The organism is Frankia torreyi, assembly GCF_000948395.1.
GTDB lineage: Bacteria > Actinomycetota > Actinomycetes > Frankiales > Frankiaceae > Frankia > Frankia torreyi.
Map to the genome: position 1 here is coordinate 163,633 of NZ_JYFN01000005.1, position 16,173 is coordinate 179,805.

Below are 16,173 nucleotides of genomic sequence, written 5' to 3' on the forward strand. Positions count from 1 at the left end.
CGGCCACGCAGGCGCGGAGGATGCGGGGGGAGGCGGGGATGCCCGAGGGCGACACCGTGTGGCGGGCGGCCCGGCGGATGGACGCCGCACTCGCCGGCGCGCGGCTGCTGAGCACCGACTTCCGGGTGCCCCACCTGGCCACGGCCGACCTCTCCGGCCAGCGGATCATCGAGGTGGCGGCGCGCGGCAAGCACCTGCTGACCCGGTTCGACGGCGGGCTGAGCCTGCACACCCATTTTCGGATGGAGGGCTCGTGGCACCTCTACCGTCCGGGGGTGGCTTGGTCGGGCGGTCCGGCCTGGCAGATCCGGGTCGTGCTCACCACCGCGGAGCAGGTTGCGGTCGGGTACCGGCTGGCGGTCGTCGAGCTGCTGGCGACGAGCCGCGAACAGGACGCCGTCGGCCATCTCGGCCCGGACGTGCTCGGCGCGGACTGGGATCTGGACGTTGTGGTGGCGGCGCTGCGGGCAACGCCGCAGCGGCAGATCGGTGCCGCGCTGCTCGACCAGCGCATCATCGCCGGCCTGGGCAACATCTGGCGGACCGAGGCCTGCTTTGTCGCCGGGGTGTCACCCTGGACGCCCGTGGGCGACGTACCCGATCTACCGGGACTCGTGCGACGAGCCCAAGCGATGATCAGGACCGGCGCCCACGGTGGGCATCAGGTGACGACCGGGTCAATGCGACCCGGGGAGGAGCACTGGGTCTACGGCCGGGCCGGGCGGCCTTGCCGGCGGTGCGGGAGCCGGATACTCACAGCCGACCAGAGCCGGATACCCGGCCGGGTCGACGACGAGAGCCGGCGCACCACCTGGTGCCCCCGATGCCAGGCCGGACCGGCGGCTCCCGCAGGAGCCGTCGCCCGTCGCGGACGTGCGAACCGAGGCGCCGAGGCGCGCTCCGGCCGCGTCCGCCGGCCTGATGCCGGGGAAGGTGGTGCCTGATGGTGCGTGATGGCGCGTAGTACACGCCCGATCCTGGCGAACCGTCAGTTCCGGGAGAAGGAGATCAGCCGCGCCCGGCCACGGGTGAAGGCACCCTCGGCCGCCTTGAGGCTGATTTCCAGGTCCGCCGCCGCCTCCCGCGTGCTCATCCCGGCCGCCCGCGCCATGATCACCTGACGCTCACGGCCACGCAGCGAACCGGCCCGGGCCAGCAGCCAGCGGGCCTCCGCCCGGTCGCAGACGGCGTCGTCGGGCGCGGGTTCCCACGGCTGCAGGTACCCGCGGACGACCGCCCGCTCCGCGCGCTGACGGGCCCGGTGGTGGTCGACGCACAGGCGCAGCACCGTCGTCGTCAGGAACTGACCGACTCGGCTTGCGTCGAGGTCCCGGAAGCCCGCGGCACGGATGAACGCCTCGTGCACGCAGTCCTCCGCGTCGGCCTTGCTCGGCAGCCGACGGCGAGCGATGTGGATCAGCCGCTCCCGGTGGGGCAGCATCAGCGACCAACGCTGCTCGCTGTAGGGCCGGTCCAGCTCGGCCAGGGACGTTGCAGTTGCCGTCGCGGTTGCGGAATCAACCGGGGGGAACTCCCCGGCAGGGCATGTCACGGTTCAGTCCACCTCTGACTTGCTCGGACCGCGCCACCCCCCAGCGCGATCACGGCCGGCCTGGTGCGCGCCAGCACCAGCAGAACCGCGATGCGCCTTGGTCTTCTATGTCCGCTGAGTGCCAAGCAGCGGACTTTGGACAAGCCGGACATTACACATCCACTCCTGGGCAAGCCAGTCCCGACTTCTCCGTACACGCGGCACGGCCGCCCAACATGCACGCACCGTACGCTCCACGGACCCGGAACCAACGCTCCTACGCCGGAGCAACACCACCAAACGGTGACAAAACGCCGAGAAAGCCAAGAGAATGGCGTTCTCCAGCCCAACGGACCGTATGCCTAATTGCCATTCGTTACGCACCGTATTCAGTGAACCGGCTGTAAACGTGGCGATCTACGACCCGAAGGTGCCACCCAGTCGAATAGACGACACGTGGTCGGAGCCTCGCAGTTCGTACCGGCCCGAGCATGGGTGCTCCAGCCGCGCGCGGCGGGGCTGCGGCAAGCCGGACGGCTAGACGCCCGCGAGATCCCGCAGGGCCGCCGCGTACTCCCGCAGCGCCTCGGTGTCCTCGCGCAGCCTGATCAGGCCGGGTGCCGACGACGACACGGTACCGACCGTCTCGCCGGCCGCGGCGAGCAGGTCGTCGAAGACGGCGACTGACGTCGCCATCGTCGCCACCAGGGCCTCGGTGCTCCGGGCGAGCTCGGCCCGCCGCCCGGGATGGGAGATCGCCCGAACGGCCGCCTCGCAGGCGACGACCCGGGCCGCACCGACGCGCAGCCCGTCGACCAGCTCCGCCGCGCCGGCCACTGCCGTCTGCAGGAACGTTCGGGCCGGGCCCGGGCCGAGGGAACGGGTCATCGCCACGAGCGCGGCCAGCCCCGCCTCCCCGCGGCGCAGCGGCTCGGCGGCCGCAGACCGACGCAGCTCCCACAGGCTCGGCGCGGGGGTACGCGGCAGCGGGAGCCCGTTGTCGGCCCGCCGCAGCAGTCCCAGTTCGCGCCCGGCGAGGGCCGCCCGGGCGAGCGCGGCCCCGCCGGCCACCAGCCAGCCCCAGGAGTCGTACGCCACGGCGGCCACGGGGGTCAGCGCGGCGACCCCGGTCCAGATCGACACGCTGGCCGCCTCCCGCCGCCGGGCCCAGCGCAGCCCGCGCCCGGCCCGGCGCTCGGCCCGCTCCAGCGACCGTCGCTCGACGTCGGCGCCGACCCAGGCCGGCAGAGCGGGTACGACGGCGGCTGCGGCGGCCGCGGTCGCGCGTGCCACGCTGGACCGCCCGTCGAGAAGCGCCTGAACACGATCCCACGCCCGGCCGGGGGCGCCGGGGGAGGCCGCGGGACCGGGGGAGGCTGCGGGACCGGGGGCGCCGGGGGAGTCCGCCCGACCGTCGCGCGTCGGCCAGTCCGTCACCGTCGGCTCCCCACCCGGCTCACGCCGCCGGCCCACCGGGCGCGGACGCGGGCCCGTCGGCGCCCTGCCCGCCCGCGGCAGGCGGTGGCGCGCCCCGGCCGCCGGCGTCGGGCGCCCGGTACGGCTCGCCGTCTGACTGCCCCTTGGTCAGCGACGGCCGCTGCGGGTCGGCCCCGGCACCGAGTGCCGCCGGCGTCCCGCTGCCGAGATCGCCGCGCAGCTCGGCCAGCCGAGACAGGGCCCGGGCGTCCATGGTCGCGCGTCGGACCTCGACCATCCGCGCCTCCATCCCCTGCGAGGCGAGCTCATGGCGACCGAGCGCCACCGCGTAGCGGTGCTCGACCTTGTCGCGGATCTCGGCGAGCGTCGGGGTGTCGCCGGCCGGGGCCAGCGACGACATGCCCTCCATCGCCTGGGTCATCTGCTCCTGCATGGCGGCGTGCTCGATCTGGGTCAGCAGCCGGGCCCGCTCGGCCAGGTGGCGCTGCATCCGCGCCGTGTTGTCCTCGACCGCCGTGCGCGCCTGGGCCGCGGAGGCCGCCGCCTGGCGGTGCAGGTTCTTCAGATCCTCGAGGGAGGTCTCCGCGGAGACGAGCTGGCCGGCGAATGCCTGCGCGGTCTCCTCGTAGCTCGCCGCGGAGACCGGGTCACCCGAGGCCCGCGCGTTATCCGCCAGCAGCAGCGAGGAGCGGGCCGACTCGGTCAGGCCGGCGACCTCCTCGGCCTGACGGGCCAGCCGCATCTCCAGTTGACGCTGGTTTCCCACGACGAGCGCGGCCTGCTGCACGAGCGCCTCGTGCTGGCGGCGCGCCTCCTCGATGGCCTGGTCGATCTGCACCCGCGGGTCGGCCCGCTCGTCGAACTTGCGGTTCGCCGACGCAGAGAGATACCGGGCAATCTTGCGGACGACATTCGCCATACCACGATCGTCGCACGACCTCGGCCCGGTGGTGACCCGGCCGGTACACCAATCGCGTCGTCCATCCGTCAGACGGGCGGGCATCCCGTCAGACGGGCGGGCACAGCGCGGTGCGGCCCCGTCCCTGGCAGACCACGCACGAGCGGCAGGCCGGCACGAAGCCGCCGCGCGCCGTCGCGAAGACGACCAGTTGCTCGCCCAACCCGTTACACGCCTTGCAGACCTGGATCGGCAGGTGCTCCGGGGCTGCGTCATCCTCCTCGGGTTGCGAGGCGGTGCTCACCTGATCTTCTCTCCCTGCGGGCCAGGCCCGGGAGCCATGCCCGGGGGGACGACGACCGACTCAAGCTGCACCGTGAGAACTACCCGGGGAGAGTGGCAGACCGACCCGCGCGCCGCCACCGGAGTCGCCCGTTCGGGCCGGTGGTCCTGGTGGCGGCGGCCCCGGTGGCGGGCCGGGCTCAGACCATCGCCTGGAACATCCAGTGCTGTTCCTCCAGCTCGCGCACGACGTCGATGACCAGATCCTGGGTGACCGGGTCGGGCTGCTCGGTCGCGTCCATCCGGATGCGCATACGGGTGACGACTTCGGCGAGCACGTCGGCGATGAGCCGGACCACCTTCTCGTCGGCGAGATAACCGACCTCGACTCCGTGCAGATGGGTGCCGCGGGCGACGGTCGACGACTGGCCGTCCGGGTTCGCCCCGATGGCTACGGCCCGTTCGGCGACGGCGTCCGCGTAGCGGCGGGCCAGCTCCACGATCTCATCGAGCTGGCGGTGCACACTGCGAAAGTTCCGGCCGATGACGTTCCAGTGCAACTGCTTCGCGAACAGGGACAGATCAATCAGATCGACCAAGGCGCCCTGCAACGCCTCGCCGGTGACGGAACGGGCCTCGTCGGACAGCGGGCTACGGATCGCACTCATGCTCGTCCTCTCGGGTCGGAGCCGCTTGCGTTCCTTGGCGTGCCCCGGAAAGAGATCCGTACGCGGAGCTCCCGGTACCGTCCCACTCCGTCACCGAAGACCGTCGACGCACAGGAACCATGCTAGTGCGGACCACAGCACACGAAGCCTGGCCGGCCTCGAACACCGGCAGTGACCAGCGGGAGGTCGCACGCGAAGACCGGCCCAAGGCAGGGCCTGCGGCCGTCGAGCGGGCGCGACCGGGAGAGCTCAGGCAGCCCGATCCACGACCGTCGGGCGGGCCGGCACCACGACCGTGGCCCCGCCGACGCCCGCACCCACCGCCAGCTCGGCGAGCTCCAGGTCCTCGCTCACCTCGCGCAGCAGGTCCGCGAGCCGGACTCCCAACGCCTCGCAGATGGCTGCGAGCAGCTCGGAGCTGGCCTCCTTCTGCCCACGCTCCACCTCGGAGAGGTAGCCCAGCGACACCCTGGCCGCCGAGGACACCTCCCGGAGCGTGCGGTGCTGATCCTGACGGCGGCGGCGCAACGCCTCGCCGATCATGCGTCGGAGCAGGACCATCGAGCCTCCTCCTTCGTCCGCGGGATGCGTTCACCGTATACCCACCACCGTGGCCCTCGGGCCCTCGTTGATGGGACTGTAACTGTGTAAGCACCTCGGGTCCGGCGATTACTCCCGCGACCCGCTGGCGGTGTCGTCACCGAAGGTGGCGATCTCGCTGCCCGGCAGTCCCGCCAGAGTACGCCGCACCAGGTCCAGAGCGGTCACGGCGGCGAAGGCACGCACCCGCGTGCGATCGCCGGGCAGACGGAGCGAGCGGGTGATCGTCCCGTCCGGGCCCGAGAGGCCCAGGTGCACCGTACCCGCCGGCTTGCCCTCCAGCTCCCCCGGCCCGGCGACACCCGTGGTGGCCAGCCCATAGTCGGCACCGAGGCGTGCCCGCACTCCGGCCGCCATCGCCGCGGCGGTGTTGGCCGACACCGCCCCCTCGGCGGCGAGCAGGGCCTGATCGACCCCGAGCGCCGACGCCTTGACGTCGGTCGCGTAGGATACGACGCCACCGCGGAACACCACACTTGCCCCGGGCACGTCGGTCAGCCGGCCCGCGAGCAGCCCGCCGGTGATGGACTCGGCGACGGCGAGCGTCGCCGACCGCGCGCGCAGCAACCCCAGCACGACGCTCTCCAGCGAGTCCTCCTCGCCGCCGTACACCCCGGCGCCGAGCGCCGTGCGCGCCGCGGCCTCCACCGGGGCGATCAACGTCTCGGCCTCGGCCCGGTCGCGTGCCCGGGCGGTGATGCGAACCCGGGTCTGGCCGCCGCTGGCCAGGAACGCGATCCGCGGGTTGCCGATCGGCGCCAGCCGGTCGACCTCGGCCGCGAGCGCCTCGGCGACCACCGACTCCCACATCCCCGCCGTGCGTAGCACCCGGTGCACGACCACCGCCGGCTGGCCCGCGCGGCGCAGGATGTCGGGCAGGACGCTGCCGGTGAACATGTCGTTCATCTCGAAGGGCACGCCCGGCATGGCGTACACGACGCCCGTGCCGATCTCCATCCGGATGCCCGGTGCCGTGCCCGGCCCGTTGGGCAGCGGCTGCGCTCCCACGGGCAGGTCCGCCTGCCGGTAGTTCATCACCGGGACGTCGCGGGCGGCGCGCCGGCCCATCGTCCGGAACCGCCGACGCAGCTCGGCCTCCAGGAAGTCGTCGCGGCGCAGCTCGACGCCGGCCGCCGCGGCGATGCCCTCGCGGGTCAGGTCGTCCTGGGTCGGCCCGAGACCACCGGTCATCACGACGGCGTCGGCGCGCTCCAGCGCCACCCGGATCGCCGTGGCGATCACGTCGACGTCGTCGCCGACGACCGTGGACGTCGCGACCGTCACCCCGACGTCGGCGAGCTGGCGGCCGAGCCACGCGGCGTTGCCGTTCACGATGTCGCCGTAGAGGAGCTCGTCCCCCACCGCCAGCAGCTCAGCGCGCATCCGTCAGCCCCTCGTCGTCGGTGATGCCCGTCCCGGCCGCGGGCTCGCCGGTGGCGCCGCGCGCGGCGCGGCGCCGCAGCGCGAGCGCCCGGTACACGTAGTCGACCCCGGTGACGACGGCGACCACCACCCCCGCGGCGAGGATCACCGCCCGGCTGGTCGCGGCGACCCCTGCCAGCGGCAGCACGTAGAGCCCGATCGCCACGTTCAGCAGCAGCGTCTTCGCCTTGCCCCCGCGGCTCGCGGCGATCACCCCGAAGCGGATCACCCACAGCCGCAGCAGCGTGACCCCGACCTCGCGCAGCAGGATCACCGCCGTCACCGGCCACGGCAGCTCCCCGAGCACGGACAGCGAGATCAGCGCGGCGCCGGTCAGCGCCTTGTCGGCGATCGGGTCGACGAGGATGCCGAAGTCGGTGACCAGCTGCCAGTGGCGGGCGATGGACCCGTCGACCTGGTCGGTGATCGCGGCGACGGCGTAGGCGACGAAGGCCGCGTACCGCCATCCGTCGTCGTCGGGGCCGGCGAACAGCAACAGCACGAAGACCGGCACGAGGATCAGCCGGATGATCGTCAGCAGGTTGGCGACGTTGAGCACGGACACGCTCGGACGCGGGGCCGGACCGTTCACGGCGGCGATGGGACCGCCGATGCCGGCGGCGCCCGGCTCGGGCGAGGCCGACGAGAGGTCGACGGGTGGCAGCTCACGGATGGGCTGGCCGGCCGGCGACGGCCGCCGCCCGCCGACGCCGCCCGGGGCGTCGGCTTCGGGGGCCGTCACGTCCCATCCGCGCCGGGCCGGCCCACCAGGACCGACGCCCGCGCCCCGCTTGCCCGCGCCCCGGTTGCCGACGGCGCGGCCTCGCCCCGACCGGCCGAGGGGCGGGCCCGGTCGAGCACCGCGGTGAACTCGGCGACCAGGTCGACCCCTTCGGACGCGACGACCCGGGCCTCGATCAGGTCCCCCACCTCGACACCGGGCAGACCGGCGCCGGGCAGGCCCCCGGCGGACGGGCCAGCCGCCGCGGCGGGGCCGGGCAGTCGGACCATGCACGAGCCGTCGGCATCGGGCTGCTGGTGTCCGGCACATCCGGCGGCGATCCCGTCGGCGACCTCCTCGACGAGGACCTCGACCCGGCTGCCGATCCGCTCCTGCGCCCGGGCGGCGGTGAGCTGTTCGACGAGATCGGTGATCTGTACCCGGCGTCGCTCGATCTCCTCATCGGCGATCTTGCCTGGCAGCGAGACCGCCTCGGTGCCCTCCTCGTCCGAATAGCCGAACACACCGACCGCGTCGAGCTCGGCGGCCTCGAGGAACTCCGCCAGGATGTCGACGTCCGCCTCGGTCTCGCCGGGAAAGCCGACGATGACGTTCGATCGGGCGCCGAGGCCGGGCAGCAGACGGCGACCGCGCTCGAGCAGGTCGAGGAAGTGCTCGGAGCCGCCGAACCGGCGCATCCGGCGCAGCACCGCCGGGCTGGCGTGCTGGAACGACAGGTCCAGATAGGGGGCGAGACCCGGCGTGGTCAGCAGCGCCTCGAGCAGCGACGGGCGCAGCTCCGCCGGCTGCAGGTAGACCGTGCGCACCCGCACGATGCCCGGCACGGCGGCAAGCTGCGGCAGCATCTTCTCCAGCGCCCGCAGGTCACCGAGGTCCTTGCCGTAGGACGTCGAGTTCTCGCTGACCAGCACCAGCTCGCGCGCGCCCTCGCCGGCCAGCCACTCCGCCTCGGCGAGGACGTCGTCGACGGGACGGGACACGTGCGAGCCGCGGAACGACGGGATCGCGCAGAACGCGCACCGCCGGTCGCAGCCGCTGGAGATCTTCAGGGCGGCGACCGGCCCCGCCGTCAACCGGCGACGACCCGGGGCACCCACCGCGCCCCCGCCCACGGCGCTCCCATCAGGTGCGCCGCTCGCCGGCCCGCCGGCGGTCCGCCCGCCGGCGCCGGCGTGCCCGGGAACATGCACGGCGACGTTCGCCGAGGCGCCCCGCTCCACCGGGGTGATCGGCAGCAGGGTGCGCCGGTCACGCGGGGTGTGGGCGGGCACGGTGGCGCCGCCGAGGACCGCCTCGAGATGCTCACCGATGCTCGGGTACGCGTCGAAGCCCAGCACCGCGTCGGCCTCGGGCAGGCTCGCCGCCAGCTCGTTGCCGTAGCGCTCCGCGAGGCAGCCGACGGCCACCACCGCACGCGGGCCCGCGCCGGCCGATTCGCCGCCGCCGGCCCGCAGGTCGTCCACGGCCAGCAGGGCGTCGATGGAGTCCTTCTTCGCCGCGTCGACGAATCCGCAGGTGTTGACCAGCACGGCGTCGGCGTCGGCGGCCTCTGCGACCAGCTCCCAGCCCTGGGCGGCGAGCCGGCCGGCGAGCTCCTCCGAATCCACCTCGTTCCGGGAACAACCGAGCGTGACGAGAGCTACCCGGCGCGGGACGTGAGTGGACACCAGGTCAGGCTACCGGGGTGACGGCACCCGGCGCCGCACCAGCCCGACATGGCCGACTCGCACAGGTAGCCGACTCGCACAGGTTGGGAGCCTCCCGGGCGGACCCGGTGCAGATCGACCGGCAGGCCGCCGGTGGCACCGGGTCGCCGCGCCCGCCGTCGCCGCGCCCGCCGGCCGGCCGCGATCAGTCCACCGACGCGATGGGCGCGGTGGCGAGCGCGGACGGCGGCGGGCCCGCGGCGAGGGGGCTGCGGCCGGCCTGCCCGACCTCGCACTCGCCGGAGGCGACCACGCTGACCCGAATCGTCACCACCTGACCGGCACCGCCGGAGGGCCCGAGATTCCGGCCGTTGCAGGACACGTCGACCGCGCCCGCGTTGCCCATCCTGATGTTCAGCGCCCCCGGCGCCGTGAGAGTGCGGCTGTCGCCGGAGCGCAGGAGCTGCGCGAGCAGCACGTGGCGGTCGTCGTCACGCACCTCCAGCCAGCTCTGCGCGTCGCGCGCCGCCACCACGACGTTCACCCCCGACGGGGGGGAGGTAGTGGGAGCGGGGACGGGCGCGCTGCTCGGCGCCGCGGTCGGTGCCGGCGCGGTCGGCGGGGGCGCCGCGGCGTCGCCCTGCCGGGTGGACCCGGATGAGCCGGCCGACCCCGAGCCCGGCACCAGCAGGGCGATGACCGCGATCAGGCACACCGCGGCCAGCGACACGATCATCGCGGTGCCCCAGCGGAACCCGCCGCGCCGGCGCCGGGTTCCGCCTCGCAACGGGTCGAACTCGCCGGGCGGGGCGCCGAGCACCGGCCCGGTCAACGCCTCGTGCGAGGCGTCGTAGGCGGCGAGCACGGGGCCGGGGTCGAGGCCGAGGCTGGTGGCGATGCTGCGCAGGTGGCCGCGGGCGTAGACCGTGCCGCCGCAACGGGAGTAGTCGTCCCGTTCGATCTGGTCGATCAGGCTTGCCCGCACCCGAGTGCGCTCACTGACCTCGTCGATCGTCAGGTTGCGCTCGCGACGGGCCGCGGCGAGCAGCGAGCCGGCGCTGGCCGGCTGCGGATCGTCCACGGATTGCATGAGCGACCTCCGCAAGCGTGAATTTCTGCCTACCGTGGAGGCACCGGCTCAGTTTACGGTCCGTCACCCGGCCTCGAAAGCGCAGACCCGGCCACCGGCACTTCCTAGCCGCTACGCAGGGTCGTCAGCAGGCCTTCGAGTTCGTCGGGCATGACCAGCACGTCGCGCGCCTTGGAACCCTCACTGGCTCCGACGATGCCCCGGCTCTCCATCAGGTCCATCAGCCGGCCCGCCTTGGCGAACCCGACGCGCAGCTTGCGTTGCAGCATGGACGTGGAGCCGAACTGGGTGCTCACCACAAGCTCGACGGCCTGCAGGAACAGCGCCAGATCGTCGCCGATCTCCTCGTCTATCTCCTTCTTCGCCTCGCCGCCCCCGTCGAACACATCCTCCCGGAATGCCGGCGGCGCCTGTTCCTTGGTGTGGTCGACGATCGCGGCGATCTCGTCCTCGGAGACGAATGCCCCCTGGATACGCGCCGGTTTGCCCGCGCCCATGGGAAGAAACAGCGCATCGCCCAGTCCGACGAGCTTCTCCGCCCCGGCCTGGTCGAGAATCGTGCGGCTGTCGGCGAGCGACGCGGTGGCGAACGCGAGCCGGGACGGAACGTTGGCCTTGATCAGACCGGTCACCACGTCCACCGACGGGCGCTGGGTGGCGAGCACGAGGTGGATGCCGACCGCGCGGGCCATGGCGGTGATCCGGCAGATGGCGTCCTCGACGTCGCGCGGGGCGACCATCATCAGGTCGGCGAGCTCGTCGACGATCGTCAGGATGTACGGGTACGGCGTGTACACCCGTTCGGAGCCGGGCGGGGCGACGATCTCCCCGTTGCGGACCTTGCGGTTGAAGTCGTCGACGTGACGCACCCCGCAGGCGGCGAGATCCTCGTAACGGTTCTCCATCTCCTTGACAACCCACTGCAGCGCGTCGGCCGCCTTCTTCGGGTTCGTGATGATCGGCGTGATCAGGTGCGGGATGCCCTGGTAGTTCGTGAGCTCGACCCGCTTGGGGTCGACGAGGACCATGCGCACCTGGTCCGGCGTCGCCCGCGCCAGCACCGAGGTGATGAGCGTGTTGATGCACGTCGACTTCCCGGCGCCGGTGGCCCCGGCGATGAGGATGTGCGGCATCTTCGCCAGGTTCGCCAGCACGTAGCCGCCCTCGATGTCCTTGCCGAGGCCGACGACCAGCGGGTGGGCGTTGGCGAGCGCCTCACCGCTGCGCAGTACGTCGCCGAGCGACACCAGTTCCCGGTCGGTGTTGGGGATCTCGACGCCGACCGCGCTCTTGCCCGGGATCGGGCTGATGATCCGCACGTCCGGGCTCTTCACCGCGTACGCGATGTTCTTCGCAAGCTGGGTGATCCGCTCGACCTTCACCGCGGAACCCAGCTCGACCTCGTACCGGGTCACCGTCGGGCCGCGGGTGAAACCGGTGACCCGGGCATCGACCTTGAACTGGGCGAAGACATCGGTGAGCGAGGCGATCACGCCGTCGGTCGCGGCGGAACGGACCTTCGGCGGCGTGCCGGAACGCAGCAGCGTCGGCGACGGCAGGGTGTAGTCCCCGTCGGCCGGCGGGACCAGGTGCTCGATCTCGTCCGGGGCTCTCGGGGACCCCGGCCCGGGCACGCCGGTCGCCGTGTCCGCGGCGCCGCCGGTCACCTTCGCCGCCCGCGTCCGCCCGCGTCGGGCCGCGGCCGCCGAACGCGCCGCCGAGGCGGCCCCCGCGCCGGCCGGGCCGGCCGCCAGGTCCTCGTCGTCGGGGCCGCCGACGTAGCCGGTGTCGGCCTCGGGGCCGGCGAGCTCCCCGAACAGGTCGAGGCCGAGGTCGCCGGCCGCGGACACGCCGTCGACCGCCTCGGCGTCCGCGGCGACACCGCGCCGGGAGCGCGGCCGGGACCGGCCGCCACCCTGCCCGGCCTCGATGTCGAACACCTCGTGCGGACCCGGATCGTCCGGGCCCGCGCCGCCGACGCCGCCCGCACCGTCCAGACCCGCACCGACCGGGCTCGCCCCGTCCGATCCGGGGAGCGCGGCGCCCGCCCGGCTCCGGCGACGGCCCCGGGCCGGCCGGGCGCCACCCGCGGCGTCCGGGTCAAGCAGATCGTCGGCGAACGCCGGATCGTCAAGATCGTCGTCGTAGTCGGAGTCGTAGCCGTCGTCGAGGCGCGCCTCGGGATCGCGCACCCCGGCGGTGAGCCGCTCGACGAGCCCGGCGAGCCGCTCGGGCACCTGCCGGATCGGCGTCGCGGTGATCACCAGCACGCCGAACGCCGCGATCAGCAGCAGCAGCGGGACGGCGACGAACGGCGTCACGGCGCTCGCGAGGGGCCGCCCGCCGAGCAGGCCGACGAGGCCGCCGGCACCCCGGACCCGCCCGACGCCGTCGGAGAAGTCGGGCAGCCCGCGGGCGATGTGCACGACGCCGAGCAGGCCGACCCCGAGTGCGGCCCAGCCGATCACCACCCGACCGCGGCTGTCGGGATCGCTGGGCGCGCGCACGAGCCGCCAGGCGGCCCCCAGACCGAACAGGGGCAGCGCCCACGCCCCGGCGCCGACGAACAGTTCCAGGACGGCGGCGACGAAGGAGCCGACGGGCCCGCCCGCGGAGAACCAGACCGCGACGGCGGCCAGGATCGCCCCGCCGAAGGCCGCGAGCCCCAGCCCATCGCGCCGGTGGGCGGGATCGATGCGCAGGTCGCGAGCGCCCCGCCCGGTCCGGCGCAGCATGGTGCCGAGCAGCGTCGCCGCCGCCATCCACACCTGGTAGACGGTCCGGACGACGGCCTGGCCGACCATCAGGGTCAGCGGCGGGCGGCGCTGCCGGTCCTGCGCCTTCGCCCGGCCTGCGGGCGCGGACCGGGTGGGTCCCCCGGGCCGCGCCGTGCGGCCGCCCGCGGGTGCGCGGGCCTTGCCGCCGGAGGTCGGGCGGCTCTTGCCGCCCGCGCCACCGCGCGTTGCTGTCGGACGCCCATCGCCCCCCGGCGGGGACGTGGCCGTCCCCGTCTGCACACGCGTACGCGCGCCGCTGGTACGTGTGGCCACCGTCGAAACGGTACACAGGGAAGCGACCGAGTCCCTGCAACCCCGACGAACCGGGCGTGCCGTGCTGGGCACATCCACCCGCACGGGCGGGCGAGGACGGGCCACCCCGCCGGATCAGACCTCCAGAACCACCGGAACGATCATCGGCCGACGGCGGTAGTGCTCGTTGACCCAGCGGCCGACCGTGCGCCGCACGAGCTGCTGCAGGGCCGAGGTGTCGTTCATCCCGCCGCGCATCGCGTCCGCGAGCCCGTCACTGACCAGCCGGGCCACCGAGTCGAACGTGGCGGGCGAGTCGGTGAAGCCGCGGGCGGACAGGTCGGGACCGACGACGACCTTGCCGGCGGCGGCGTCCACCACGACGGTGATCGTGATGAACCCCTCCTCACCGAGGATCCGGCGGTCCTTCAGGCTCGGTTCACCGACGTCGCCGACCGCGGCACCGTCGACGTAGACGTAGCCGCAGGGCACCGCGCCGGTGATCCGCGCACGGCCGTCGATCAGGTCGATGACCATGCCGTCCTCGGCGAGAACCACGTGGTCCGGCGGCACGCCGGTGGCCTCGGCGAGCTTCGCGTGCGCCCGCAGATGACGCCATTCGCCGTGTACCGGCATGACGTTGGACGGCCTGGTGGCGTTGAGGACGTAGAGCAGCTCGCCCGCGGGGGCGTGGCCGGAGGTGTGCACCTTGGCGACACCCTTGTGGACGACCTTCGCGCCGTAGCGGGTCAGGCCGTTGATGACCCGGAAGACCGCGTTCTCGTTGCCGGGGATGAGGCTGGACGCCAGCACGACGGTGTCCCCGGCCTGGATGCGGATCTGGTGGTCGCGGTTGGCCATCCTGGACAGCGCCGACAGCGGTTCGCCCTGCGACCCGGTGGAGATCAGGCAGATGTTGCGGTCGGGAAGCGAGTCCACGTCCCGGGCCTCGACGATCAGACCCGGCGGCACCCGCAGCAGTCCGAGGTCACGCGCGACGCCCATGTTGCGCACCATCGAACGGCCGACGAAGCAGACCGAGCGGCCGTGCGCCTCGGCGGCGTCGAGGACCTGTTGCACCCGGTGCACGTGGCTGGCGAAGCAGGCGATGATGATCCGGCGGGTCGCGTCCCGGAACACCCCGTCGAGCACCGGGGCGATCTCCCGCTCCGAGGCGACGAACCCGGGCACCTCGGCGTTGGTCGAGTCGGACAGCAGCAGGTCCACGCCCTCGCGACCGAGCCGGGCGAAGCCACCGAGGTCGGTGAGCCGACCGTCGAGCGGGAGCTGGTCCATCTTGAAGTCGCCGGTGTGCAGGACGAGGCCGGCCTCGGTGCGGATGGCGACGGCCACCGCGTCCGGGATCGAGTGGTTGACCGCGAAGAACTCGCACTCGAACGGCCCGTAGGTGTGCCGCTCCTCCTCGCGGATCTCCTGCGTGACCGCCTTGATCCGGTGCTCGGCGAGCTTCGCGTTCAGCAGCGCCAACGTGAGGCGGGTGCCGATGATCGGGATGTCGCGGCGCTCCCGCAGCAGGTACGGCACCGCGCCGATGTGGTCCTCGTGCGCGTGGGTGAGGATCAGCGCGTCGATGTCGGCCAGCCGGTCCCGGATGGCGGTGAAGTCCGGCAGGATCAGGTCGATCCCGGGCTGGAAGTCCTCGGGGAACAGCACGCCGCAGTCGACGATGAGCAGCCGGCCGGAGTGCTCGAAGACGGTCATGTTGCGGCCGATCTCGCCGACTCCGCCGAGCGGGATGATGCGCAGGCCGTCCGCGCGCAGCGGCGGGGGCGGGCCGTAGTCGGGGTGCGGGCGGCTCATGAGACCTCACCCGCCGCCACGACCGCGAGCCCGGCCGGCGGACCGGACGGTAGCTGGCGTGCGCCAGCCCCACGCGGGTCGCCGACGTCGAGCGTCGCCTCGGCGAGGTCGGCACGCAGTCGTGCGACCTCGGCGGGGGTGGCATCGACCAGCGGCGGCCGAACCGGACCAGCCGGCAGCCCGGCGAGCCGCAGCGCGGCCTTGGCCAGGATCACCCCCTGGGTTCGGAAGATTCCCTCATACGCGGGCAGCAAGCCCTGATGCAGCGCGATCGCCCGACCCACCTCACCGGCCCCAATGGCCTCGATCATGGCACGGATCGCCGGGGTGGCCACGTGCGAGACGACGCTGACGACCCCACAGGCCCCGATGGACAGAAGCGGCAGGGTAAGCGCGTCCGTGCCGGAGTAATACGCCAGATCCGTCCGCGCCATCACCCAGGAGGAGGCGGCCAGGTCGTCCTTGGCGTCCTTGACCGCGACGATACGCGGGTGTTCGGCCAGCCGCACCAGGGTGTCGGTCGCCACCGGCACCCCCGTCCGGCCGGGAATATCATAGATCATAACGGGCAGGCCGGTCGCGTCGGCGACGGTGGTGAAGTGCAACGTGAGCCCGGCCTGCGGCGGCTTGCTGTAGTAAGGCGCGACGACGAGCAGCCCGTGGGCGCCCGCGGCCTCGGCCGCCCGGGCGAGCTCCACCGTGTGGGCGGTGTCGTTGGTCCCGACGCCGGCGACGACGCGGGCGCGCCCGGCCACGGCCTCGACGACGATCCGCACCAGGCGGGCCTTCTCCGCATCGGTCGTGGTCGGCGACTCCCCGGTGGTGCCGTTGACGACGAGCGCCTCGTTGCCCGCGTCCACCAGGCGGACCGCGAGCTGCGCCGCACCCGCCTCGTCGAGAGCGCCGTCCGCCAGGAACGGCGTGATCATCGCCGTGATCATGCGCCCGAACGGCGCCGGCGGCAACACTGACATACCGGTCACGCTAGAGCGCACCTCCGACATCAT

14 protein-coding genes are annotated in these 16,173 nt (G+C 73.5%); 1 reads left to right on the forward strand and 13 read right to left on the reverse strand.

Translation table 11 applies throughout. The features are described from left to right. The first annotated feature begins 38 nt into the window (after nt 1–38). The gene (locus FF36_RS05110) at nt 39–944 is read left to right on the forward strand and encodes a DNA-formamidopyrimidine glycosylase family protein (RefSeq protein ID WP_044883787.1); all 906 of its coding nucleotides are present in this window, start codon (nt 39–41) and stop codon (nt 942–944) included. 44 nt (nt 945–988) lie between these two features. On the opposite strand, the gene FF36_RS05115 is transcribed toward FF36_RS05110, so the two are convergent. The 13 genes from FF36_RS05115 to dapA form a co-directional block, all read right to left on the reverse strand. Then, nucleotides 989–1,552: an RNA polymerase sigma factor gene (locus FF36_RS05115; protein WP_011606798.1), complete on the reverse strand. Its 564-nt coding sequence runs from the start codon at nt 1,550–1,552 to the stop codon at nt 989–991. A 516-nt stretch (nt 1,553–2,068) separates the two neighbouring features. Further along, nucleotides 2,069–2,968: a phage shock envelope stress response protein PspM gene (pspM, locus tag FF36_RS05120; RefSeq protein WP_052680967.1), complete on the reverse strand. Its 900-nt coding sequence runs from the start codon at nt 2,966–2,968 to the stop codon at nt 2,069–2,071. A gap of 19 nt (nt 2,969–2,987) precedes the next feature. After that, nucleotides 2,988–3,887, reverse strand: a complete 900-nt coding sequence (locus tag FF36_RS05125) for a PspA/IM30 family protein (RefSeq protein ID WP_044883788.1) — start codon at nt 3,885–3,887, stop codon at nt 2,988–2,990. An 88-nt stretch (nt 3,888–3,975) separates the two neighbouring features. Then, the gene (locus tag FF36_RS05130) at nt 3,976–4,170 is read right to left on the reverse strand and encodes a hypothetical protein (RefSeq protein WP_044883789.1); all 195 of its coding nucleotides are present in this window, start codon (nt 4,168–4,170) and stop codon (nt 3,976–3,978) included. Between the two features lie 178 nt (nt 4,171–4,348). Then, nucleotides 4,349–4,816, reverse strand: a complete 468-nt coding sequence (locus tag FF36_RS05135; RefSeq protein ID WP_044883790.1) for a Dps family protein — start codon at nt 4,814–4,816, stop codon at nt 4,349–4,351. A 249-nt stretch (nt 4,817–5,065) separates the two neighbouring features. Continuing rightward, entirely contained in the window at nt 5,066–5,377 is a 312-nt protein-coding gene (locus tag FF36_RS05140; RefSeq protein WP_009742389.1) for a helix-turn-helix domain-containing protein, read from the reverse strand. Nucleotides 5,378–5,485: 108 nt separating this feature from the next. Then, the gene (locus FF36_RS05145) at nt 5,486–6,799 is read right to left on the reverse strand and encodes a competence/damage-inducible protein A (RefSeq protein ID WP_044883791.1); all 1,314 of its coding nucleotides are present in this window, start codon (nt 6,797–6,799) and stop codon (nt 5,486–5,488) included. After that, nucleotides 6,789–7,580 (reverse strand): CDP-alcohol phosphatidyltransferase family protein, encoded by a 792-nt coding sequence (locus FF36_RS05150; RefSeq protein ID WP_370657110.1) that lies wholly within the window; start codon nt 7,578–7,580, stop codon nt 6,789–6,791. Before FF36_RS05150 ends, FF36_RS05145 begins: the two co-directional genes overlap by 11 nt. Further along, a complete protein-coding gene (locus FF36_RS05155; protein WP_044883792.1) occupies nt 7,577–9,247 on the reverse strand; it encodes a MiaB/RimO family radical SAM methylthiotransferase in 1,671 nt (556 codons plus the stop codon). Before FF36_RS05155 ends, FF36_RS05150 begins: the two co-directional genes overlap by 4 nt. Nucleotides 9,248–9,431: 184 nt before the next feature. Next, nucleotides 9,432–10,316, reverse strand: a complete 885-nt coding sequence (locus FF36_RS05160; RefSeq protein ID WP_044883793.1) for a helix-turn-helix domain-containing protein — start codon at nt 10,314–10,316, stop codon at nt 9,432–9,434. A gap of 104 nt (nt 10,317–10,420) precedes the next feature. Next, on the reverse strand, nt 10,421–13,120 hold the full coding sequence (locus FF36_RS05165) for an FtsK/SpoIIIE family DNA translocase (RefSeq protein WP_242422306.1): 2,700 nt from the start codon (nt 13,118–13,120) through the stop codon (nt 10,421–10,423). 360 nt (nt 13,121–13,480) lie between these two features. Next, nucleotides 13,481–15,166 carry a ribonuclease J gene (locus tag FF36_RS05170; protein ID WP_044883795.1) on the reverse strand — a complete coding sequence of 562 codons (1,686 nt, stop codon included), beginning with the start codon at nt 15,164–15,166 and terminating at the stop codon, nt 13,481–13,483. Next, entirely contained in the window at nt 15,163–16,170 is a 1,008-nt protein-coding gene (gene dapA, locus FF36_RS05175) for a 4-hydroxy-tetrahydrodipicolinate synthase (RefSeq protein WP_044883862.1), read from the reverse strand. Before dapA ends, FF36_RS05170 begins: the two co-directional genes overlap by 4 nt. Between the last annotated feature and the right edge of the window lie 3 nt (nt 16,171–16,173).